Genomic DNA, 23871 nt, shown 5'->3' with positions numbered 1-23871 from the left:
TTGGCTTTCTAGGCTTGAGTATTTTGCATTGCAGTTAAGGCGCGACCTCTAAACCAGCTATAAATCACCGGTAACACGAGCAGCGTCAAAATAATAGTGGAGACCATGCCACCCACAATCACCAGCGCTAAAGGACGTTGCGCTTCCGAACCAATGGAGTGCGATAAGGCGGCTGGTAAAAGACCCAAACCAGCCAAGATGGCAGTCATCAACACGGGACGCACCCGAAGAGCAGCGCCATCAACCATGACATCCTTCATCTCACCATGCTCTTTAGCTGTGGTCTTATTAATAAAGGAAATAAGTATTACACCATCTTGAATGGCAATACCAAAGAGCGATAAGAAGCCAAAGAATGCTGAGATACTCAAAGTCTCACCTGCGAGATGCAGTGCGATCACACCGCCAATGGCAGCAAATGGCACATTAATCATCACAATAAACGCATCACGGAAATTACCAAATGCACTAACAAGCAGAAGGAAGATTCCAGTCAAAGCCAAAGGCACGATGACCATCAGCTTTTTATGGGCTTGTTTCATTTGATTGAACTGACCATCCCAACTTATAGAGTAATTCGGCGGTAAGGTAATGTTCTTCTCTACGAGGTACTGCGCATCCTCAACGGCGCTGCCTAAGTCACGGTTGCGCACGCTAAATTTAATCGCAATATAACGCTTACCGGCTTCTCGATAGATGAAGAATGGCCCATCAGTTAGCTTGACCGTTGCCACCATGGATAGCGGAATCTTGGTGTCATTTGGAGAGTCAACCAATAAATGGCCAATGTCAGCCACATCATTGCGACTACCTTCATTCAGGCGAATGGCGATGCCAAAAGTCTTTTCATCTTCAAGCAAGTTAGTTACCGCAGCGCCACCAATTGCATTGGCAACAACAGTTTGAATATCGTTGACGTTAATGCCATAACGCGCGGCGCGATCGCGATCAATTTGAATATTCAGCGTTGGCTGTCCAAGCTCCTTCAGAACACCCTCATCAGCGACACCGCGTACTTTTTTCAGTTGTGCAACCACTTCATGCGCCTTCTGATCAAGAACATCTAAATCGTCGCCATAAATTTTGACCGAATTCTCACCTTTAACGCCAGATAAGGCTTCGTTTACGTTGTCTTCAATGTATTGAGAGAAGCTATAGCTAATACCGGGGATGGTATTAAGCTCTTTTTCTAACTGCGTAATCAACAACTTCTTAGAAGAGCCTGCGGGCATTTTGTCTGGACTCTTCAAATAAAGTCCGTACTCCTGATTAAACACACCAGTCGAATCGGTACCGTCATCAGGGCGGCCAATTTGAACAGCTACCCGATCAATTTCGGGGCGCCCCTTAAAGCTTTGGCGCAGTTGATTAGCGATCTTAATTGAGTAGTCTAAGTCAACAGTGTTAGGCAAAGTCACACGCAACCAAATATTGTTTTCTTCCAGGGTTGGCAAGAAGGCCGTTCCCAATCGAGTCATACTCAGAAGGGTAAGAGCCAATACAAAAACAGTTACCGAGAAAACCGTTAAAGGACGATCCATTAACTTACGTAATAAAGGCTTATAGCTTGCAATAAGTTTCGTAATGAACTCTGGTGGCTTGTGGTGGAGATTTTCACCAAAGACCAAGGAAACCATTGCCGGTAAAAAGGTCAGGCTTAGCACCATTGCAGCCAGTAAAGCAAAGCCCATCGTAAAGGCCATTGGTCTAAAGATAATGCCTTCTACACCGCCCATAAAAAATAATGGAGAGTAAGCTACGATGATGATTCCTGTGGAGTAAATCATGGCGCGCTGTACTTCACTTGTGGCCATAATGATGCTCTGGTTCAGGCGCTTGCCACCCTCCTCTAAGTGACGCATCACGTTTTCACACAAGATCACTGCGGCATCGACAATCACACCAAAGTCAATCGCCCCTAAGGAAATCAAATTAGCCGGAACACTCCATAAGTGCATCTGGATAAAGGAAACGCAAAGTGACAAAGGGATAATTGCTGCAACTACTGCAGCAGCACGCAAGTTTCCTAGGAACAAATAAAGAACGGCAACCACCAACAAAATACCAATAACTAAAGTGTGCTTAACAGTGCCAATTGTGATGTCCAATAAAGCCTGGCGGTCATAAAAAGGTTTTACTTCAATACCAGGTGGCAATACATGCTTATTAATATTTTCAATCGTTGTACGAACGCGTGCTAATACTTCTGTAGCATTTTCACCACGACGCAAATAGATGATTCCCTCTACCGAGTCTGGGTTGTCGTTGAACTGAAACATACCTAAACGCGGCGCATTTCCGATCTCGACCTTAGCCACGTCACCGATCCGAATCGGAACATCTTTATTGTTAGTAATGACTACCTGCTTGATATCATCAATATTCTTCAGCAGGCCTACACCACGAACTACGAACTGCTGCTCACCTGTTGGCAGCAATCCGCCGCCTGTATTGCTATTAGCATTTGTTAAGGCGTCAATTAGCTGGTTAACAGATACGCCTTTTGCCTGGAGACTCTCTGGGCTGACGATGACTTGGTACTGGCGCACCTTGCCACCGAAAGAAGAAACGTCAGCTACACCAGGGGTCTGCTTGAGCTCTTTATAGATCTCATAGTTTTGTAAAGTTTTTAGCTGGGTGGAGGAAGCGAAATCAGAGCGCACCTCATAACGCATGATTTCACCAATCGCATCTGAATCCGGACTAATACTGGAAGTAACACCAGGCGGAAAGTTCACGCCATTTAAATTACTGATAAATATTTGACGGGCTTTAAACGAATCAGTGGTTTCGGTAAATTTCAGAGTGACAACAGATAAGCCAAACAATGAAACGGAACGGAAAGCCTGCAATCCCGGAATACCAGCTAAGGCGTTCTCGACTGGAATGGTGACCTGCTGCTCAACCTCTGCTGTACTTCGGCCGGGCCATTGGGAAATGGCTTGAATAGTTAAAGGAGCAACACCAGGATAGGGTTGAATAGGCAACTTACTGAGGCTAAACACACCCAGACCAAGTAAAACGATCGAAGCAAATATGACAAGCGCACGCTTCTCAACAACCCCTCGAATAAAGGAGGTAAAAGCGCTCAATTAATCCTCCTGCTTGGCAAAGCGATCATTTAACAACACCGCGCCTTGAGCCAATACTTGCCAGCCCTGTTCCACACCCTCAGTAATAGCAAAAGTCTTGCTATTGAGGTCATAACCCTTAACGGGGACACGGCGATACGTTTCAGGGCCAACCTTAATAATGGCATAGCGATTTTCTCGCACCCTGACGATTGCTGTTTGCGGAACCACAACCGCATCAGTAATGCCAGTGGTTAATAAGCCAGAAGCGAACATATCCGGACGCAACAAATCGTCCGTGTTCTCTACATCAGCACGGATCAACAAAGCCCTCGTCTGCGGATCAATCGTCGGCGCAATGTAGTTTGCATAAGCAATAAATTCTTTTTCAGGATAAGCCTCAAGATGCAGAACCATTTTTTGCCCCTGCTTGATCATCCTGAAATCCTGTTCGAACACATTACCCAAAAACCAGAGTTGCTTGGGGTCGGCTAATGTGGCAATTACATCGCCAGAATTGACAGCAGCCCCAGGCTCAACATTGCGCTTGACGACAACCCCTTTTAAAGGGGATCGCATGATGAGATTGCTAGTAGTTTTGCCTGTAGTTTCAATACTTCTGATATCACCTTCGCCTGCTCCGAGATTTCTCATGCGATTTGCAGCCGCCTGCTGGGTAATACGAGCATCCCCCAACAAGTCACTCATGGTCTTACTAGATTCAAGGACTTTGGCCGTCTTAGAAGACAGCAAGTACTCTTGCTGCGCCGAAAGAAACTCAGGGCTGTACATCTCAACAATTGGCGAGCCAATTTCTACAGGAGCCCCATCAAACGCATAAATGCGCTCTATGCGGCCAGGAGCACGTGCTGACAGTACTTTAGATTTTTCTGCATTAAAGGCAAGACGTCCTGGCACTTTAATATTTACAGGAACTTGCACTTTTTCTGCTGACTGAAATATATAAATTTCTGGATTAAGGGAGATGCCAGGAAGACTTAACTCTAGCGCTCCGCTCCTCTCCACCTTTAATGCCTTGTCAGATGCCTCAATCTTTACAGCACGATTCACGTTGGTAAGACGACCAACCATAATACCCAGAGAAAGAATGGCAAAGGCAAAAGCAGCCAAACGTACACGATGGCGATTTTGTGGAGAGAGATTCCAATACAAACCGGCCAAGCCAGCAGCCGCTACTTTTGCATGGTGCGCACCCTGCTGAGCGCCTTTTTGCAAATGTGGCTTTGCCTTTTCAGACAACTGTTTTAGAAACGAAAGAATTTTGTCTTTCAAAACTACTCCTTAAAAGGGTTCTTTACCCGCTGAAACCATTAATACTGCTTGCGCTTGCATTAGATTGCTTTCCGCCTGAGCTAATGCAATCTCCAAGTTACGCAATTGCGTTTGCGCAGTCAATAAATCATTAAAGCCCTGACCATTATTTGAGTATTGCGTCAGTCCAACCTTGTAAGCAGCATCAGCCTGAGGTACTTGGCGATCCTTCAAAAACTGGGTTTGATTCTTGGCTTGCTCATAATTGGCGTAGGCCGTATTTACAGCCAATACGATTTGTTGGCGATTGGAGATATTGCCCGCCTCTGCTGCTGCTTGATTACGCTGCGCCTGCTCTACCCCATACTTTTCTTTAGTAAAGAAGTACAACGGGATAATTAAATCTAATTCAAACTGATAGAACATCGCGCCATTGTTTGCAGAAAATGGTCCGCGTGGTGTGTAAGAGGAACCTATCACCTGAAAGTCTGGTAGGTAGGCTTTCTTTGCCAAATCCACCCCTTTACGCGCAGCATCCAATTGCAATGCTGAACTCTTCAAAGATGGGTGACTACTTTCTGCATAATCTTCTAACTCAATCAAGGTTGGGACACCGTTCATTGCGCGACGCACATCCCCACGCAATATCAGCCTGTCACGAGAGTGACGACCAACCAAAGTGTTAATGTTGTTTAAAGCAACATTCAGTTGGCGCTCTACATTAAATTGATCTGCCTGCGCTGCACTTTGCGCTACTTGCGCGTTTAAGAACTCAACATAGGCTGCAGCGTTATTGGCATAACGGGCTTTAGCTACATTCTTGATCATCTCCAAACGAATGACAGACTCTTTTAGAACCTGCAATTGCTTTTGAGCTGCAAGAGCGTTGTAGTAAAGCGTTGATAACTGTGCACCCAGTTGCAAATAGGTAGATTCAGAGCTTGCTAGCAAAGCTTCAGCATTGGTATCGGCGATGTCTGCTGCAAGACTCTTCTTGCCTGGAAACTGAAATGGTTGCGCCACTGAAATGGCGTTATTACTACTAATGCCGCCTGGATATTGCTGTGATGGTGCGTTTGCTCCGCCTAAAGCAAAAGGTGAATTAACCGGCATACCTGACCACACCAAACCAACCTGCGGATTGGCCGGCGCATTAATTTGTGGAACAGTTGCCTTGGCGGATAAGTAAGACTCACGCAATGAAGATAACTGCGGATTATTTATCCTCAACTCATTCCAGAGTTGACGCAAATCCATCTCCGTTGGTCCCGATGAAACAGGCTTGGTATAAATCTTCGGGGTATTTGCTTTGGTAACTGGAGCAAACATCTCAGCAGCTTTAGAGCTTGCGCCGAGTTGTGAGCCAATCGATGGTGGTGCCGCTAATGAAGTATCACCAGACTGAACAGTCACGCTTGCTGGAGTACCATCCACAGCCGCTTGTGCAAATGCTGAAACTGAAAAGGCAGAGGAGCAAACAACAAAAGCGGCCATTGCAAATGGCGTCACGCTATTGAGCGGTTTCACTGCGCAAGTTTTATATCTGCCGAGAATCAACAAAAGCGGCTGCCTCTAAATCAGTAGAAATGCTGTTTTTATAGCCCCAGATGCGGATTTAGATCCTATCCATACCCATTTCAGGGGGTTTTAAGGATTATAGGGGACAAAAGCCAAAAGTCTAATAAATCAGAATCCATAAGTTATTGATTCTAAAGATAATAATTAAGCCTGCATGACTCCTGCTATCAGTAAAAACCTTAAAACTCGGCATGAATCCTAAAAGATAGGATATTTACGGGGCCACGAGCCGCGTTATAGGCCGGATTATTGATGTGCTGAAAGTTCAAACCAGCCAGGACATTCTTAATCACCGTGGCGTTGTAATACAGCTCACCAATACGCTCAGGACGATAAGAAATTGCCTGTCCAGGACCGGCATAGTCACCAATAAAGTAAGACACTCCACCCGACTGTAAATAATTTTTACGATAGCTCGATAAACCGTTTTGCATCATCGATATACCAACTGTGTCTTTTGGACGACTCCAACTCGTACCATTTAGCCCCATACCCACTGATAAAGAATTATCTGCTTCAGTAAAGGACATAGTTTCTGTGTGACCATCGGAGGTAAAGGCGCGGCCATAAATGCCAAGATCTTTAGTTAACGCTTGTTCGCCATTAATACCAATACCCGTTTTGTACTGATAATTATTGCGAACATTATTAATCGCTTGAGTACCTTGCGCATTATTAGCTACTACGTAATTTGTCGCATCCTGAAAGCGGGCCAAGATCATTTTGTTGCGATAAGCGAGTACCGAAACTTTTCCAGGCAAGTCAGCAATATTGTGTTGACGCTCTACTTCAACTTGATCGCCATAAGTATTGAAGATTTGCCAATTCAAATCACGGCCATTTGGAGTCTTTGGGGCAAGCATTCGAGACGCTCTCATCACCCAATTGCCTAGGTACCATTCGCCCGCTAAGCCAGTACTATAGCCGCGCGCATCGGCAGCATAGTCATAAGCCAAATAGGTCATATTGCCCCAGTTCATGAACTGCACACGAGGATCTTTAGCGTAACGACTATCGTCAAAAATATCTAAAGTGGAAAACTGTCCAGCAGTTACTACTACGCGATTACTACTCACAGTTTGGGTAATTTGATTAGCTTCGTTTTCAAGAACGACTTTATCGCCCTCTTGATTGATTGTTTGGCGTAAAAATGCGCGTGCAGAGTAAAACTTGGCTTGTGCACCATTTGCTTTAGTTGCCTCACCATTGGTAAATCCGCCAAGGCCAGTGAGCCCAGAAAATGGCACCCCAGAAATCACTTCTGGGTTGAAATATATATCTGTATTTGGAGCAAGGCGTGCACCAAAAAATAAAGTTCCTGACCAGGTATAGCTCATCGACTTCAAAGATGACATACTATTCTGACCAGAATAGCTTGATGTGAAGTTGTTGTAACGCTGATTGATGTACGTTGTTTGACCGTGCACGTTCATCGGCAAACCAAAGAGCTCACCTTCTGTTGGTAAACCATGAATAGCTTCCGCAAAACCAGCAATTTGGTCGGCGCCAGAACCCGCCCTCTGCGCGAACGCAGTTGCCCCGAAGAATGTGCAAATAATGCTCAACAGGAGGAGTAGATAAATCTTGCGGGTCATTCACAATTTCTAATGGGGTTGCCAGTGCAATGCAAAGACAACATGCCGATGGAGAAAACTAGGCAAACACAGCTTGAGATTGAAGCTCAAGGGTGGTGCAGACCGAATTATCCCCAAAAAGAGGTAATTTACCTAGTCTTTATGTCCTGAAGATGACAGATTGAGGAAGAATCACCGCTAGATTGGGCTCGCATTGGTTTTTGCATGCACCCTGAAAACAACTCACCGCCGAGATTAAGAAGAATTAGCGGCGGTCCATTAAGGCGCGAGCCAATGTGCCTGCATCGACATACTCGAGCTCGCCGCCAACCGGGATACCTCGCGCAATACGAGTGACCTTGATACCTTTTGACTTGAGCACTTCACCAATGTAATGGGCAGTGGCCTCACCTTCACTCGTGAAATTCGTAGCCAAAACCACTTCACGAATCGGCACACCAGTATCAGGAGTTTCAATACGAGTGAGTAAGCGATCAAAGCCAATTTCATTCGGGCCCATGCCATCAAGTGGTGAGAGACGGCCCATCAATACAAAGTAATTGCCTTTGAAGCTTAAGGTCTGCTCCACCATCACCTGGTCAGCAGGCGTTTCCACAATACACAGCAAAGATGGATCACGACGATCGTCCGAGCATGTGCTGCAGATTTGTGTTTCTGAAAACGTATTACAACGCGTGCAGTGTCCAACAGTTTCTACTGCTTCACCCAATGATTGAGCGAGCACTGCTGCACCATTGCGATCGTGCTGCAATAAATAGAACGCCATGCGCTGGGCAGACTTAGGGCCTACACCAGGCAATACGCGCAATGCTTCAATCAGTCGACCGAGTGCATCTTGAGGTGCTTCTATGCGCGCCATGTATTCAGAGCTTTATATTTAGAAAAGAGTTAGAACGGCAACTTGAAGCCAGGGGGCATAGGCATACCTGCGGTTGCACCAGACATCATCTGTGCGCTAGCGGCTTCCACTTGCTTAAAGGCTTCTGTATAGGCAGTCACGATGAGGTCTTCCAACATCTCGCGATCATCCATAGCGCCTGGATCAATTTGCACGCGCTTCAGTTCGTACTTGCCAGAGATGGTTACTTTAACCAAGCCACCAGCCGCTTGGCCAGTCACTTCCAGCGCAGCCAATTCAGCTTGCGCAGTTTTCATTTTCTCTTGCATCTGCTGAGCCTGTTTCATGAGGCCAGCAAGTCCACCTTTCATCATCGCTTTATTTCCTTAGTGCTTTTGAATATTGATATTTAACTAAATGAGTCACATCAAAGAGGTTTTACAGATCCGCCAACTACTTTGGCGCCAAACTCTTTTTCCAATTGCTGAATAAATGGATCAGCGGCAATCATCTGTTCCGCATTCATTCTTTTCTCTTGATGAATCTGGGCATCAACCTTAGCAACAGTCTTACCTTCTACTTCACCCTTCTCAATCACGATCTTCACTGGCTTACCAAAGTGAGCAGTAAGTGCGTCGGCTAAGCGACCAACAGATGCATCGGAAGCTAACTGCGGCATAGGCGTCACAATCGTTGCGCGTACACCAGCCGCTGAATCATTCCAATCTTGCAACTCCGTCTGAAACGCTAACTGTTGCACCATCCCCTTAACAGGTAGCTGACGCATCAAAGCATGCCAATCTGGACGCTCAGCTGAGCTAGCTAAAGCAGCAACAGGTGCAGGAGCAGCGGGTGACGGAGCTGGAGCAGCAGCTTTTGCTGTTGGCGCAGGAGCAGCTGTTTTAGCTGCTGGCATTGGAGGTGTTTGACGAGCAGTATTTACCGGTGGGACCGATGGCGATGATGGTGCTGGAGAAGAATTGCCTCCTCCACCATTGCCCGGACGAAACGCCAACATGCGCAAGAGCGTCATGGCAAAGCCAGTTTGTTCATCCGGCGCGAGTGATAAATCTGGACGACTGGTAATGGTGATTTGGTAGAAGAGTTGCGCTTCTTCTTTTGTGAGCTGACCTGCTAAGCGACGAATCTCACCTGCTTCTGGCCAATCTTCTAATACAGATTCTGGAACTACTTGCGCTGCTGCAATTTTTTGCAACAAACTGGAGAGATCTTGCAGGGCCAATGAGAAAGACATACTGCGCTCACCCATCTCGTTTGCTACAGCAAGAAGACTTGCACCGTCTTTAGCAATTAAGCAATCCAGAATGCGAATGAGATAAGCATCATCTAAGGTACCAAGCATGCCACGCACAGATTCCTCGGTGACTTTGCCGGCCGCATAGGCAATGGCTTGATCAGTCAGAGAAAGTGCATCACGCATAGAGCCTTGGGCTGCTTTAGCAAGAACACGCAATGCATTCACTTCGCACTCCACCTTTTCAGCTGCGAGCACTTTTTCCAAATGCTCAACGATGAGTGGTACTGGCATTTGCTTGAGATTGAACTGCAAGCAACGAGACAGAATAGTTACTGGGATCTTTTGCGGATCGGTAGTAGCCAGAATAAATTTGACGTGCTCTGGAGGTTCTTCCAAAGTTTTGAGCATGGCATTAAAAGCATGATTGGTGAGCATGTGCACCTCGTCAATCATGTAAACCTTAAAACGACCATTACTTGGTGCGTAAGCTGCTTTTTCCAATAGAGAAGCAATATCGTCAACACCGCGATTGCTTGCAGCGTCCATCTCTATATAGTCAACAAAGCGACCGGCATCGATTTCCATGCAGGCTGGGCACTTACCACAAGGCTCTGAAGTCATCTTGCCGGAACCATCGGATCCAGTGCAATTGAGGGCTTTAGCCATAATGCGGGCAATCGTGGTCTTACCTACCCCACGGGTGCCAGTAAAGAGCCATGCGTGGTGTAAACGACCCTGATCCAAGGCATGGGTTAAAGCCTTGACCACGTGGTCTTGGCCGACTAATTCAGAGAAGGTTTTGGGGCGCCACGAACGGGCTAATGCCAATGCTGTCATGTCTTACATTCTAACAAGCTAAAATGGAATTGGATGGGCCTCCCCGCATGGTGGGTTGGATAACCTGGTCAGGTCGGGAACGAAGCAGCCAAACCCAATTTCTGCCAGTGCCGGGGGTTTGGCTCATCCACCCTTCCCCATAGCAAAAACAGTGATTCAGAAGATCTTCAGAATCCGGAAAATTCCCCAAATCATCCAAATAATCAGCAAAACTAGGACGGTTCGTGCGTCCAATTGGATCTTAAAAAGACGTAATGTCTTATGGGTGCACTCAACAGATACTTGCAAACCGAATCCTCCTCTATGTGGATAGATTCAGCGTAGTGACTTTAGAGAGTAGCAGGTAGGGATTGGGGATGAATTGATTGTAGGAAAGCTAATTAATATGTAGCGCCTAGCTTCATCAGAACTGACAGTTATATACATTGCCCAATGAAGTCGTGTTCCGTTGGGAGCCTTGTGTCAATCCAGCTTGGTTTGAAACCAATACGATTGCGTTGCCACCCATATTTGCTGCTTTGTTTTTAAGCTCATTCAATGCGCCTTGCTGCAAATTCTCATCAGACGTATATGCCCCAGTGAAGAAGTTGCCCTGGCTACCAATTGCTTCACCAATATACCGGCACTTACCATCTGGCGCTTTTTCGAGAATTCGAACCTGTTGCGCGTTTGGGTGAATCGCTTTGGCAGCACAACCAGCCAAGAGCATTAGAGTTGCAGTACTGACCATGATGGATTTTGCGTTCATATTGTTTTCCCCATAAATAACGGGATCATTATAGATTCAAATAATGAGAGTAATGAGAACAGCTCAGCTATATGCAGCCATTCAATAAGTCCGTCTCCTTAACTTTTTAATACGAAAATGTAGTTTCAAGGCACAATCATTCTCACCAGCAATTCACTAAGAAATCCTTATGCCCCAAGCAATTATTTTTGATGTCGAAGCAACCGACAAGAACGATGCAGTCATTATTGAAGCTGCCTCACTAGATGTCACTTCCCTCAATCCATTTGAAGTTAGCAATCCTTGGGTGCAACGATATAACCCTGGCAAACCGATTAGCCTGGGTGCACTTGCCACTCATCACATCATGGATGAAGAGTTGGTTAATTGTCCCGCTAGTAGTTCTTTTAGATTGCCTGCTGGCACTAAATATCTGATTGGTCACAATATTGACTTTGACTGGGTTGCTATTGGTAGCCCCGAGGTCAAACGCATTTGCACGCTAGCCCTGGCACGCAGTCTGTGGCCCGACTTAGATAGCCACACACAAAGCGCACTACTCTATTACTTTGAACGCAAGACGGCACGAGATCAATTACGCAATGCGCATAGTGCATTGGCCGATGTATGGATCTGCTCCAAGATTGTTGGGCAAATTATTGATAAGTTGCACCCAGTCTCTTTGGATGCTCTATGGGAAATGTCTGAGAAAGCCCGAATTCCAAAGATCATGCCTTTTGGCAAACACAAAGGTGAACTCATTAGCCAGGTTCCAAGCGACTACAAACAATGGATGCTGCGTCAAGATAATGTTTCTGAATTCCTCCGTAGAGCTTTAGAAGCCAAGTAGTCTTAGCTCTCTTGCTTGGGTCAATCCAACCCTTGCTGTTTTTTATTAAAGCTCCCCTACAAGCTTTTCAGTAACTTCTTACTTTAAACATACATCTTTATTGATGCGCTTTTAATTAAAAACTAATTAGAGATCATTTATGAAGAAAAAATATGTGGGCAGCAACTTTGATGAATTCTTAAAACATTACTTTTTGCTACGACACAGTACCGCTGTAGCACAGGGCCGCATCCTTATTCAGAATGCTGATGCAGATATCAATGATGAATCAGACATAAATCCTCCTCTAATTAAACTCTCTCAAAAGAGCAAGGGAATAAGGAATCCGTGATTTCCTTATTCCCCCTCCAGGCCTACCGCTTCTTATTTGCTGACTGCTACTGCTGATATGTTTTTACTGGTATCTGCGATTAAAGATCTGCTTTGTTTCACTATCGTGACGCTTAGTATTTTTCAATACTGCGCAGTAAGACAGGATCATGATCACTGCTAATGAGATACCGTTAAAGTTATTCATTAAGTTGCTGATTGTGTCCATTTGCTTCTCCTTTATGCGTTGTTACGTGTTATTTACTGATTAATTGATTTGTTACTAAATTCTTTATCTAGCTACCGGCAACTCATCCCACTTGGTGGTGTAGTTCGGGGACCGATTGTTTGACCTCATCTGCCAATCTTCTTTAGTGTTGTTGGTTCCTGCGGCCGCAGATCGGATCACCGCATTACCAAAACGCGTATTGATCTCATCCACCGCTTTCATGAGATGCGCTGATCTGCCTTTGGTTGCAATATCGTCAAATAAGGATTGCTGCGCCGTTGGCTTATCGCTAATGAGATTCAGAATGACTCCAGCCTTTTTATAGCGAAAGTTAGCTTGATAGATTTGCTTGAGTCCTGCCAGCGCCGCATTCGTTAGTACCAGCGTGTTATCAGTTGGATCTGCCAATGGGATCGTGACGCTCTGGTGATGCTGCGGCTCGTTTTGCTTAAACGGATTAGTCTGAATAAATACCGTGAGCGCGCCCGTAGTACTGTTTTGGGTTCTGAGCTTTTCAGCTGCCCGTGCTACATGGGTAGCGACGGATTCTGCAAGCTCTGCCTGACTGGTAACCAACTTACCAAAACTGCGTGAGGCAATGATTTGTTGCTTGGCTGGCGCCACTTCCTCTAACTGCAAGCAAGAGGTGCCGCGGAGTTCATAACAAAGACGCTCCATCACTACGCCAAACTGTTGGCGCATGGCTTGTGGTGAAGCTTGCAAGAGATCAAATACGCTCTGAATATTTTGAGCTTTGAGTTTTGTGGCAATTTGCTTACCAACACCCCATACCTCACCCACTTCAGTCTCACTCATCCACTGATAGAGCTCTTCTTTTGCCATGGCGTTCACATCACATACGCCAGCAAACTGCTGATGCTTCTTAGCTAAGTGGTTGGCCAGCTTTGCCAAGGTCTTGCTGGCACCAATGCCCACGCAGACTGGCAAGCCAGTAGTGTCTTTAACTTGTTGTTTGATCTTCTGACCCAATTCGATAGTGTCTTGGTATTGCTTTAAGACGGTTTCGATTTGCAAGAAGCTCTCGTCAATACTGTAGACCTCTAGATTGGGTGTGAATTCTCTGAGCACCTGCACAACGCGACTACTCATATCACCATACAAGGTGTAATTAGATGAATAAGCCTGAATACCATGCATTTTAGCCAGCTCCTTCATCTGAAACCAAGGGGTTCCCATCTTCACGCCAAGCGCCTTAACTTCGGCACTACGCGCTACGGCGCAGCCATCGTTATTGGAAAGCACCACCATCGGCACCTCTTCTAACTTAGGCTGAAATACACGCTCACAAGAAACATAGAAGTTATTGACATCAACAAGCGCAAAGAGTGAATTTGAAGTATTTTGCATATTCATATCACTTCCCTTCTTTGCTGTATCTAGTGCTCGCATTACTGTACTTACGCACTACCCCAACAACCACACCCCAGATTTGTAGCTCGCTGCCTTCGTTAAAGGTAATGGGTTGATAGTTAGGATTTTCTGGTTGCAGCTCAATACGGCCGCGTAATTGATAGAGGCGCTTGATGGTGTATTCGCTATCAACAACGGCGACCACGATATCTTTATGTTTTGGCTTGAGGGCTTTATCAACGACTACCTTATCGCCATCGCAAATCCCCGCGCCCAACATAGAGTCCCCCTTCACGGTAAACATGAAAGTAGCTGGCTTGTTTTGAACGAGGTAATGGTTCAGATCTAAGCCGTCCTCAGCATAATCTGCCGCTGGACTAGGGAATCCAGCTGACATTCGGTGACTTAGAAGCTTGAGCTCATAGGCGGCAAAATGCCCTGCCAAGGCTTGTGGTGCCTGGGTAAGAGTTACTTTTGCGGAGTTCATCGCTTGCGTCATAGTCATTAATATACTGTATGTTTATACAGTATATGTAAAAACCGCAAAAATGAAGCTCTTTTTGTTGTTTTAGGGCTATTTGCTCAAAATTTAGGCAACAAAAAACCACCCGTAGGTGGCTTTTTAAGGCTGCTTTGCTCTTAGCAAAAAGCAAAGGCCAGGATCGCCGGGTCGTCGACAAAAGCATTTGAAAGATAAATGCTGGCGCGATACAGCCAAGGCTGCGCAATGTCGACGAGCTTAGTAAAGTGATCCATGGCCCCTAGTTTAACCGCCCAAATAATCCGTCTTCCCGATTTCTACCCCGTTGTGACGCAGGATGTCATAAGCCGTAGTCACATGAAAGTAGAAATTAGGAGTAATCCAAGTCAGTAAATACTGCTCACCGACAAACTCAAAGCTCCACTCTTTAATCGAGAACTTAATTTCTTTCGCTTCGGTGCCATTAATCTGCTCTGGTTTGAGGCTATTAGCAAAAGCAATGGTTTTAGCAATTCGCTCCTGAAGGTCCGCAAAGGTTACCTCATCATCTTCAAATTTAGGCGACTCAACACCAGCTATGCGCGCCATGCCATTTTTTACTAGATCACAAGCAATTTGAATTTGCTTAGTTAGCGGAAACATATCTGGAGCAAGCCGACCCTCTACCAACACTTTGCTATCAAGGCCCTTGGCACCCGCAAATTCTTCACCCTTTTTGAGGATGTTCGAAAGGTTGGTGAGCATCTTTGTAAATTGCGGGATTGATACTTGGTACATTGAAATTGCCATGGGGATTTCCTAAAGAATGAAGTAAGACGAGGTTGCTAAACCGATTGATTCAGTTTAATAGATCTCCTTGATCTCGCCTTGCGCAGAAATCAAATAAGCCTTGTTTGGCTTGTCTTTTCTAATTCTGGCTAGTTCAGCCTGATAGCCCTGCAACTGCTTGCGATACTTTTCATATTTCTCGCTACCTGCTTCTGGGATGGTCAACTTGTAATCAATGATGGCCAAATGATCATCGAGCTCCACCAATCGGTCCATGCGGTAGCTCTTGCCATCTTCGCTAGCGATATCTAACTCATTCCAAGCCTGCACCCACTCGCCTGATGTCAGATAAGGCTTGAGCTCTGGGGTTGTCAGCACTTTTTGGACGCGTGCAATCAGTTTATTTGCACCCTCCTGATCAACGCCAAGCCAGTTCATGAGCTCTTGCTCGCTTGGCATAGGTGAGACTGCCTCATTACTAGAATCCGGCGTGAGGAACTCAAGTAATTTGTGGAAGTTCGTGCCCTCTTCCAAAATTTCTGGGTCAGGCTCCGCTTTTGCTTGTTCTAAGGTTTTTTCTGCAAGCGCTTTAGCTAAGGCGCCACTCTCAATCTTTGCAATTGAGTCTTGATAATGAGTCTTAGCCTGATCCCACGCAATCTGAAAGTGATCAATCGTAAATGGCGTACTTCCCAGCTCCAACTGCATATCGCGTTGTTCTATGGGCATATCTTTAAGATCAGGGGTATTGATGTCTAACATAGGAACACCTGCGGCCAAAGCTCTGCCATACCAAGAGCGCTCATTCAGACCAGTCTTGCTACTGTTAGCCGCGCCGCTCAGCCATAAGCCCTGCTTGGCTCTAGTCATCGCAACGTAGAGAAGGTTCCAGTTTTCATTTTGACTAACTTCATTTTCCTTTTTGAAGATAGCGCTACGCTCACCCGTGAGGGTCTTAGAGGTATACAGGGAGAGATGTGTCGGGCTCTCATGCTCTGGCGACCAATCCAGGAGAATGCCGCGATGTGGCGCGCGCCACTCGGTATTATTTGCGTCGAGCATGATGACAAAGGGCGACTCCAATCCTTTAGCCCCATGAATTGTCATTAAACGTACACGCTTATGACGATCCTCCTCTGACATCTCGCTTTGCTCATCTACCTCACCAATATCTTCATTAGCTTCAGCCTCAACATCGCCCTCATCTGGCGTTTCATCATCATCGCCACGGCGCATTGCATTCATCTCATCAATGAAGCGACTTAAGCTTGGATAGCGACCGCCATCTTGATTTAAGGCGAGCTCTAGAAAAGCATCTAGATTGGCCAGGACTTGTGCCCTTGCTAGATTTTGAGCGGCAACGGCATAGCTCACGCGCAAATTGCTCTCGTGATAAATCAAATCCAGTAAGTCCTGCACTGGTAATACCTCGCCTAGCCCGCGCCAATGCTCCAAATACCTTGCAGCCTTTTGGATATGTGGGTTTTGACTATCCTGTAAAGCATCCCACCAACAGCGATAGCCCTGCTGATTGCCATTCACACTCATGCTGAGTTCTTGCATATGCGCTTCAGTGAAGCCAAAAATCGGGCTACGCAAAACCTGGGCTAATGGCAAATCATGGCGAGGAGAAACCAAAACCGTGAGCAATGCAATTAAGTCATCAATCTCTAATGTATTAAGAAGGCCGCCCAAGCGAGTGCTGTCATAAGCCAAACCTGCCTCACGAAGAGCTCTTTCGAACTGTGGCAAATATTTACGACGCTTAACCAACAGAATGAAGTCGCTAGCTCTTGCTGGGCGCCAACAATCTTGACCATCTTTTTTATCCATCACTTGACGTGTGGCAATCACGTGGCGAATTAAGCGGCTAATTTGCTTACCCTCTTCATAGCGCTGCTGCACATCACTGGTTTGACCAGAATCTCGAATTGCAGCATCAAAAGCAGAACCATCTCTCTCTGGTTGCTCCTCGTCTACGCGCCCAATTAGCGGTAGTAATTGCGCCTCACCCACTGCTGCATAAATCTCTTCTGGTAAGCGATCCTGCAAAGGCTTCCAAGCTGTAGCTTGTTTAGCGTATTGATAACTCTCCGGTAAAGCGCCCGCTAAAAATACCTGATTAACCGCATCATTAATAGCAGGTGCATTTCTGCGAGTAGTATTTTGAGATAAAGCGGCTGCATTTAACTTGCTCACCAGAAAATCTCTAGCGCTATCAAATAACCGTGGATCAGCGCGCCGGAAGCGATAAATAGATTGCTTGGGATCACCGACAATGAAGACGCTTGGCATTGAACCATCTTCACCATAGCCATCTAACCATGAGCGCAAGATTTGCCACTGCAATGGATTGGTATCCTGAAACTCATCAATCAAAATATGTTTGTACTTTGCATCCAAGCGGGCTTGCAGATAGGATGCATTGGCGGAGCTAGTCATTAATTGACTCACGCCAATCTCCAAGTCATCGAAGTCGCGCACACGCATAGCCTCTTTGGCTTTTTCCATATGAACGAGCATTGCTTCACTCATGGCAAACCAAGCAAGATTGAGCTCATGAACTAGATGCTCACTTTGCCAGACAAAGAAAGCTTCATAGGCCTCTACCCAAGCATTACGAATCGCCGTAATCTCTACCGGATCTCCGCCCGTTTTATCTAGGTACTTGAGCATGGGGGCAGAAGTTTTGGCAATATCCGCCAATGAAGTACGGGCCTGAGTCAAAAAGTAAGTTTGAAACTCATTTGCGATATCCATTACGGAGCCGTTAGCATCATGATGCTCAATTACTTGCTTGAGATACTCTGCTTTACCAATTTGTGTTGGCGTACCGTTACTAAAGCATTTATAGAGCGCTTCTAGATCCTTCTTGGTGCCGGGGCGCTGCCAAAATGCTTCAAGTGGATTTTTCTTGCTAATGTACGGCAAGACTTTGCTTAAGAAATCGACTGGTTTTATGTTCTTAGTAATGCATGCATCTTTAAAGAAAGTCCATGCACCTCTTTGCTTAAAGAGACTGTAATTACCCATCAAAAACTTTTGGGTTTCACTCGCACCAAACTCTGCCAGCAATACGTCATAGTGCTTTTTTAAATCTTCTGGAAGATTGCCCCACCAATCTTCCATGCACTCTTCTTGCAGGCGTTTAGCATCTTCGCGTAGATTGAAGCCAGGCTGCACCTCTGCTGATACTGGGGCTGCGCCAAGTAGGCGCCCAAACCAACCGTGGAAGGTATCAATAACAAGCGCCTGAGGACTAGACAAGACCTTCATGTACAGGGCTCTAGCATGGGATAACAGTTGAATGGCTTCTGCTTTTGTTAGACCCCTGATTTGTAATTCATGCGTTAGTGTTGCGTCATCCGCAACAGAAAACTCTTCCAATAAACCATAGAGACGATCACGCATCTCTTGTGCCGCTTTACGAGTAAAGGTGAGCGCCAAGATCTCCTGCGGCGCCGCACCAGCTAGCAATAACCGGATCATGCGAGCTACTAATAGCCAAGTTTTGCCACTACCAGCACAAGCAGAAACAATCACCGATCTCTCTGGATTGCAGGCTAAGGAATAATTGAACTCTTCGCTCACCACATCCCCTTCCTACAAATGCCCCTAGCTTCACAGTATTGGCAGACGCTATCGGGCGCAAATGCTTGCATGGGCTTACGCGCCCATAAGCTATTTAAGTCTTGAGTGATTTGCTCAGAAAACTGAATCATCAGCTCGGGCATATTTTCTACTGCATGTGACCGAATGCTTTTATCCTCGCCTTTATCCAACTCGGCCTTGAGGCTTACCCACTGTGCCTCACCTACTGTACGACCTGGAATATGGGCTGCGATGGCATTTTCATTGGCAGCACGCGCATAGATTAATAACTGTGGATCATCCAAGATATTCTCGGCACGATCGACAATCTTTTTCATCTTTTGATTTTTATAGTCAATAACAGCCGCTGCAGAGCTATCAGATTGATGAATATCAAATCGATCGGCACGCCCTGCAATACGAACATCTCTTTGCACACCCGCTGGATCAGTCAAACTCAATGTAAAGCCAACTGTCAGCTCAGCATCGTGATAACGCCAGCCTTCGCCCTCTCTCTGAATCTGCCAATCAACAAAACTTGGGATTTGTTTTTGCCAATCTCTTAGCGTTCCTAATACCCTTGCATCACCAGCAATCAGACGCTCAAATTCTTTCTCTGAATATTTCATTAAATGATCAATCATCCATTGACGGCGCGCTTGGGCACCATCATGAATTGGTGAGTGCAATTTTTCGTCTTCCGTTTTCAATGCTTGAAAAAAAGTCTTAAGTAAAGCATGCAAGGTTTGACCTGCTAAAGAGGCATCAAACCCCTCCTCAAATTCTTTCGCTTTACGTAAGCCTAATAAGCTACCGACGTAATAGCGATAAGGACAATCGCGCAAAGCCTTATAGGCACTGGGTGAAACCGTTACCGGGATCGCCAGATCGGTATCCGGCACACTCACAGACATCTGAATCGGTTGTGACCTACCCTCATATATCCCTGGCTTAACCTCAATCGCTTTCCAGGTTTTTAATTGGGTCTGCAGCCGTTGAATCCAAGCGGATGGACGCAGAGGCTCACCACTTTTACTTTTACTCTGCCAGAGAAGATCCACCTGCTTACAAGAGACTAGTAATTGAGAGAGATCTCTCGCCTGCTGTACAAATTGAGCAGCAATTGTGGAGGACTTGAGATAGCGATTTAGCGTATCCGAGAAAAATAATGGCGGCTCAGCAAATGCCGGCAGCTGCTGTTCATCGCACCCCACCAATACTACCGCGTCAAATTGACGCAAGCGTGTTGAGCTCAGCGGCAAAATGCTTAAAGTAGCTTGCGCTTCTGTACCAGCCTCTTCATAGGTCGCCTCTTCCATCACCGTCTTTAAAAGACTCAGCCATTCGGGCAATCTCATCTTCAAATTGCTATAAATGCCGCCATTCAGATTAAAGCCATTAAGCATGTCTAGAAGCTGCTTGCCAGCAGCGTCCTGATCTAGTCTGCCGGCCATGCCTGTCTCTAGCAGGTTTTTTTGCAAAAGATCGTAAGCGCTAGAACAATCTACTGACAATTGCTGCCAAGCTGCGTGCAGGCGTCTCACAAACTTAATGAGATCGATTAAATGCTCATTAGGAGAGCCGCCATTAGAAGCCGCATGTTTATTGGCTCGCTCTATTGCCATGAGGAAAGTTTCCCATCCTGACTTCGCTTGACTGGCAATCAAAATATCTTCCAGCTGAGCAAGCAGACCAATACATGCCTCGGGAGATTTATTCAGGCTATGTGCTAGATCAAAATAAGGATTTTGCAAAAACTCTAGCAGTGCGCTTGCACTAGGCCCCTCTTTGGGAGCACGTATCACTTCAAGCCAGCTATCGAAGGCAGCTGCCGCTCTGGTGGTGGATAACTTCCAACCCGTTTCATCACGTATACGTAAAGCATTACCTAAGCGACTTAACAGTGCTCGCGCCCTTCGGGCTGCCAAACGATCTTGTGCAACTAAGGCAATATTTTTCTTGCCGGCAATAAGATGCGATTCAATCGATTTTGTTGCAGCCCATGCTAATTCTTCAAAGCGTCTTGCCGCTAACAAGCGCCAATCATCATTTCTATTTGCCTGAATATTGCTATTCACTTGAGATTCTTCTGCAGGGTTTGCAGATGCGATATTGCCGCCTTCATCAAGTCCACAAAGAGCCTCAGACCACAGGGCTACTGAATTCCAGTCACTGTCTACACCGACTACTGGCGCGAACTGCGCGTAATCATTCAGGTATCGATTGATTAACTCTTGATCAATTGGCTTTGGATCTGCGGTCTGCACCCAAATAAATGGGCGCACATTGTTATGTTGATTTTCTGCATTAACCATTGCTGCCTGCATATGCGCAGCCATTGCTAAATGCTTTCGAATAACTGGATCGCCAACGCTGGTTAGATAACGCCAGAAAGTGAGAAGCACCGCAGACTCTTCATCTACAACATTACGCGAGAGCCCTACATATGCTTTAGCTATCGCTTGATCTAAAACAAGCTCTACTTTTTTAAGCCAAGTTTCAGTGTCCAATGCATGCGTATTTAAGAGAGTGTTCAGTTCATCTTGTAGTTGCGGAACAACTGCCTCAGATAGTGCGTCACATGCGTCAATCACCGCTTGCGCTAATCCCCAGGCCCCTGCTTCACTCTCTGCCTTAAACCACGCTTGCAATGTTTTATGTTTGCGTAAATTTACAAAGACTGACAGCCATCTCTCAAGATCACTTTGTTTCTTGGGAAACTTCCATGCGCCTGGCGCCGCTTCTAGCCAATCCGTAAAACTAATTACTTGGGGTAGAAAGGCGATGCTGCTTGGCAGGTCTTTTGGTCGGTTTTGCTCTAAAGCTGCCCTTACCCCAATCAGTGGACCAGCAGTACTGAGCACCACCAAGGGGCGTTGATTGGTTTGCACTGCACAATCCCAAATTCCTTTTGCCAATTGGGCAAGCGCTTGGCTATTGGGCGTGATTGCCCATGCTTGTGGCTGCTTTTGATCAGAAATGGCAGGGAAAGGCTGAGACATTAATAGAGTAATTTATCTGTTTTGAGCAGAACGTTCCGCTTATTGCTAATATAAGCGTTGTAACGACATAATTAAATAACTCGCTAAATAAGTCTAAATAAGGAATTTTCATGAGTGCCGGCATTAAATATGTAACTGACGCCTCTTTCGAACAAGACGTCCTCAAGTCCGATAAACCTGTTCTGCTCGACTTCTGGGCTGAGTGGTGCGGTCCTTGCAAAATGATTGGTCCGATTCTGGAAGAGCTCGCTGGCGAGTATGGCGACAAGCTACAGATCGCAAAAATGAACGTAGATGAGAACCAAGGTGTTCCTGCCCAGTTCAATATTCGCGGCATTCCTACCTTGATCCTCTTCAAAAATGGCACCGTGGCTGCTCAAAAAGTAGGCGCTTTGGCCAAATCCCAGTTGACTGCGTTTATTGATAGTCATCTGTAAATAGTCTCAGACCACAGGTTCACCAGCTGAGCCTGTGGTTTTTATCGATTTCCCGCAGTTGCCAGACCCGTTTTTTAGTGTAGTATTACTCAAACGCACTAATCAGTGCTCCGATTTTCAGCAATTTATCTCCCCCTTCTTTTAGCAAATTCCAAAAATTCTGTTTTTCCACATCTGCGTGATCTTGATCAGCGCGGCAATACCCTAAAACAAATTTCCCTTATTTATTTTTATCTTTATCAACACCCGAGAACCACATGCAATTAACTGAACTCAAAGTCCTCCACGTATCCGCTCTGCTTGAAATGGCAGCTAGCCTGGAGATTGAAAACACTCAACGGATGCGCAAACAAGAATTGATGTTTGCCATTCTGAAAAAACGTGCGAAGGCTGGTGAAACTGTTTTCGGTGACGGTACCTTGGAAGTATTGCCTGATGGCTTTGGTTTCTTGCGCTCTCCTGAAGCCTCATACATGGCTTCTCCTGATGACATTTACATCTCCCCTGCGCAGATCCGTCGCTTTAATTTACATACTGGCGACAGCGTTGAGGGTGAAGTTCGTACACCTAAAGATGGCGAGCGTTACTTTGCATTGGTAAAGGTAGACAAGATCAACGGTTTGGCTCCAGAAGCCCTCAAGAACCGCATCATGTTCGAGAATTTAACGCCTTTGCACCCAAACCGCGTTATCAGCTTAGAGCGTGATATCAAGGCCGAAGAGAACTTGACTGGCCGCATCATCGACATGATCTCCCCTATTGGTTACGGCCAACGTGGCTTGATCGTGGCGTCACCAAAGTCTGGTAAGACCGTGATGATGCAGCACATTGCTCACGCAATTGCAGCCAATAATCCTGAAGCGATTTTGATCGTATTGCTCGTTGACGAGCGCCCTGAAGAAGTTACTGAAATGCAACGCTCCGTTCGCGGCGAAGTGGTTGCCTCTACTTTTGATGAGCCAGCAGTACGTCACGTACAAGTTGCCGAGATGGTGATTGAAAAAGCTAAGCGTTTAGTGGAGATGGGTAAAGATGTCATCATCTTGCTTGACTCGATTACTCGTCTTGCTCGTGCATACAACACAGTTGTTCCTTCATCAGGCAAAGTACTCTCTGGTGGTGTGGATGCAAACGCATTGCAACGTCCAAAGCGTTTCTTCGGTGCTGCACGTAATATTGAAGAAGGCGGTTCATTGACCATCATCGCTACTGCCCTGATTGAAACGGGTAGCCGTATGGATGACCTCATCTATGAGGAATTCAAAGGCACCGGCAATATGGAAGTTCACCTTGAGCGTCGCTTGGCTGAGCGTCGTGTTTACCCATCTATTAACCTCAATAAGTCTGGTACCCGCCGTGAGGAGCTCTTGGTTAAAGCTGAGAACCTCCAGAAGATCTGGGTATTGCGTAAATTGCTGGCAGATATGGACGATATCGAGGCGATGAACTTCATCGTAGATAAGCTCAAATCAACCAAAAACAATGGTGAATTCTTCGACTTAATGCGTCGCGGAGGCTAATTTAAGGGTCTAGGGGGCTGTTTTGGCCCTTTTTAGACTCCTAAAGCGAGCTTTGTCCTTGATTTCATGGCATAATTTCGCCTTTGCTGCACCATTAACTTGCTTTTAAAACCTGGGAAAGTATTTAAGTCAATTTG

17 protein-coding genes and 1 other RNA gene are annotated in these 23871 nt (G+C 46.0%); 4 read left to right on the top strand and 14 right to left on the bottom strand.

What is annotated here, in order from left to right:
• Positions 1-8: 8 nt before the first annotated feature.
• The 7 genes from ICN18_RS08095 to dnaX form a co-directional block, all read right to left on the bottom strand.
• On the bottom strand, positions 9-3092 hold the full coding sequence (locus tag ICN18_RS08095) for an efflux RND transporter permease subunit (protein ID WP_216190003.1): 3084 nt from the start codon (positions 3090-3092) through the stop codon (positions 9-11).
• A complete protein-coding gene (locus ICN18_RS08090) occupies positions 3093-4364 on the bottom strand; it encodes an efflux RND transporter periplasmic adaptor subunit (protein ID WP_216190002.1) in 1272 nt (423 codons plus the stop codon).
• 9 nt (positions 4365-4373) lie between these two features.
• A complete protein-coding gene (locus ICN18_RS08085) occupies positions 4374-5870 on the bottom strand; it encodes a TolC family protein (RefSeq protein ID WP_369411880.1) in 1497 nt (498 codons plus the stop codon).
• Between the two features lie 230 nt (positions 5871-6100).
• A complete protein-coding gene (locus ICN18_RS08080; protein ID WP_216190001.1) occupies positions 6101-7516 on the bottom strand; it encodes a carbohydrate porin in 1416 nt (471 codons plus the stop codon).
• A 244-nt stretch (positions 7517-7760) separates the two neighbouring features.
• On the bottom strand, positions 7761-8375 hold the full coding sequence (gene recR, locus ICN18_RS08075) for a recombination mediator RecR (protein WP_216190000.1): 615 nt from the start codon (positions 8373-8375) through the stop codon (positions 7761-7763).
• 29 nt (positions 8376-8404) lie between these two features.
• The gene (locus ICN18_RS08070) at positions 8405-8728 is read right to left on the bottom strand and encodes a YbaB/EbfC family nucleoid-associated protein (RefSeq protein WP_072582156.1); all 324 of its coding nucleotides are present in this window, start codon (positions 8726-8728) and stop codon (positions 8405-8407) included.
• 53 nt (positions 8729-8781) lie between these two features.
• Positions 8782-10449, bottom strand: a complete 1668-nt coding sequence (gene dnaX, locus ICN18_RS08065; protein ID WP_216189999.1) for a DNA polymerase III subunit gamma/tau — start codon at positions 10447-10449, stop codon at positions 8782-8784.
• Positions 10450-10481: 32 nt separating this feature from the next.
• Here dnaX and ffs point away from each other — a divergent pair.
• Positions 10482-10580: signal recognition particle sRNA small type (gene ffs / locus ICN18_RS08060), an RNA gene on the top strand.
• Between the two features lie 272 nt (positions 10581-10852).
• On the opposite strand, the gene ICN18_RS08055 is transcribed toward ffs, so the two are convergent.
• The gene (locus ICN18_RS08055; RefSeq protein WP_216189998.1) at positions 10853-11197 is read right to left on the bottom strand and encodes a DUF4156 domain-containing protein; all 345 of its coding nucleotides are present in this window, start codon (positions 11195-11197) and stop codon (positions 10853-10855) included.
• Between the two features lie 169 nt (positions 11198-11366).
• Between ICN18_RS08055 and ICN18_RS08050 the strand changes: the two genes are divergently transcribed.
• On the top strand, positions 11367-12026 hold the full coding sequence (locus ICN18_RS08050; protein ID WP_216189997.1) for a putative quorum-sensing-regulated virulence factor: 660 nt from the start codon (positions 11367-11369) through the stop codon (positions 12024-12026).
• 394 nt (positions 12027-12420) lie between these two features.
• Here ICN18_RS08050 and ICN18_RS08045 read toward each other — a convergent pair whose 3' ends face one another.
• The 6 genes from ICN18_RS08045 to ICN18_RS08020 all read right to left on the bottom strand — a co-directional run bounded on the left by ICN18_RS08045 (position 12421) and on the right by ICN18_RS08020 (position 21777).
• Positions 12421-12564, bottom strand: a complete 144-nt coding sequence (locus ICN18_RS08045; protein WP_216189996.1) for a hypothetical protein — start codon at positions 12562-12564, stop codon at positions 12421-12423.
• A 63-nt stretch (positions 12565-12627) separates the two neighbouring features.
• Positions 12628-13938, bottom strand: coding sequence for a Y-family DNA polymerase (locus ICN18_RS08040; protein ID WP_216189995.1), 1311 nt, complete (start codon positions 13936-13938; stop codon positions 12628-12630).
• 1 nt (position 13939) lies between these two features.
• Positions 13940-14440, bottom strand: coding sequence for a LexA family protein (locus ICN18_RS08035; RefSeq protein ID WP_216189994.1), 501 nt, complete (start codon positions 14438-14440; stop codon positions 13940-13942).
• Positions 14441-14701: 261 nt separating this feature from the next.
• Entirely contained in the window at positions 14702-15205 is a 504-nt protein-coding gene (locus ICN18_RS08030) for a DUF1993 domain-containing protein (protein WP_216189993.1), read from the bottom strand.
• Between the two features lie 54 nt (positions 15206-15259).
• Complete coding sequence (locus tag ICN18_RS10530) at positions 15260-18775, bottom strand: UvrD-helicase domain-containing protein (RefSeq protein ID WP_369411879.1); 3516 nt, start codon at positions 18773-18775, stop codon at positions 15260-15262.
• On the bottom strand, positions 18772-21777 hold the full coding sequence (locus ICN18_RS08020; protein WP_216189991.1) for a PD-(D/E)XK nuclease family protein: 3006 nt from the start codon (positions 21775-21777) through the stop codon (positions 18772-18774). Before ICN18_RS08020 ends, ICN18_RS10530 begins: the two co-directional genes overlap by 4 nt.
• A 110-nt stretch (positions 21778-21887) precedes the next feature.
• Between ICN18_RS08020 and trxA the strand changes: the two genes are divergently transcribed.
• Positions 21888-22214, top strand: a complete 327-nt coding sequence (gene trxA / locus ICN18_RS08015) for a thioredoxin TrxA (protein ID WP_068321063.1) — start codon at positions 21888-21890, stop codon at positions 22212-22214.
• Between the two features lie 257 nt (positions 22215-22471).
• Positions 22472-23734, top strand: coding sequence for a transcription termination factor Rho (rho, locus tag ICN18_RS08010; protein ID WP_011903147.1), 1263 nt, complete (start codon positions 22472-22474; stop codon positions 23732-23734).
• The last annotated feature ends 137 nt before the right edge of the window (positions 23735-23871 follow it).

Source organism: Polynucleobacter parvulilacunae (assembly GCF_018881715.1).
GTDB classification, from domain to species: domain Bacteria; phylum Pseudomonadota; class Gammaproteobacteria; order Burkholderiales; family Burkholderiaceae; genus Polynucleobacter; species Polynucleobacter parvulilacunae.
The sequence above is the reverse complement of the archived record's forward strand: the minus strand, read 5'-3'. Positions and strand labels throughout refer to the sequence as shown.

What these genes read in the sequence shown, in the direction of transcription:
- dnaX (WP_216189999.1), bottom strand. Translation starts at nt 10,449, where the DNA reads ATGACAGCATTGGCATTAGCCCGTTCGTGGCGCCCCAAAACCTTCTCT.
- ICN18_RS08035 (WP_216189994.1), bottom strand. Translation starts at nt 14,440, where the DNA reads ATGACTATGACGCAAGCGATGAACTCCGCAAAAGTAACTCTTACCCAG.
- ICN18_RS08050 (WP_216189997.1), top strand. Translation starts at nt 11,367, where the DNA reads ATGCCCCAAGCAATTATTTTTGATGTCGAAGCAACCGACAAGAACGAT.
- ICN18_RS08040 (WP_216189995.1), bottom strand. Translation starts at nt 13,938, where the DNA reads ATGAATATGCAAAATACTTCAAATTCACTCTTTGCGCTTGTTGATGTC.
- recR (WP_216190000.1), bottom strand. Translation starts at nt 8,375, where the DNA reads ATGGCGCGCATAGAAGCACCTCAAGATGCACTCGGTCGACTGATTGAA.
- ICN18_RS08030 (WP_216189993.1), bottom strand. Translation starts at nt 15,205, where the DNA reads ATGGCAATTTCAATGTACCAAGTATCAATCCCGCAATTTACAAAGATG.
- trxA (WP_068321063.1), top strand. Translation starts at nt 21,888, where the DNA reads ATGAGTGCCGGCATTAAATATGTAACTGACGCCTCTTTCGAACAAGAC.
- ICN18_RS08055 (WP_216189998.1), bottom strand. Translation starts at nt 11,197, where the DNA reads ATGAACGCAAAATCCATCATGGTCAGTACTGCAACTCTAATGCTCTTG.
- ICN18_RS08070 (WP_072582156.1), bottom strand. Translation starts at nt 8,728, where the DNA reads ATGATGAAAGGTGGACTTGCTGGCCTCATGAAACAGGCTCAGCAGATG.
- ICN18_RS08080 (WP_216190001.1), bottom strand. Translation starts at nt 7,516, where the DNA reads ATGACCCGCAAGATTTATCTACTCCTCCTGTTGAGCATTATTTGCACA.
- ICN18_RS08045 (WP_216189996.1), bottom strand. Translation starts at nt 12,564, where the DNA reads ATGGACACAATCAGCAACTTAATGAATAACTTTAACGGTATCTCATTA.
- ICN18_RS08020 (WP_216189991.1), bottom strand. Translation starts at nt 21,777, where the DNA reads ATGTCTCAGCCTTTCCCTGCCATTTCTGATCAAAAGCAGCCACAAGCA.
- rho (WP_011903147.1), top strand. Translation starts at nt 22,472, where the DNA reads ATGCAATTAACTGAACTCAAAGTCCTCCACGTATCCGCTCTGCTTGAA.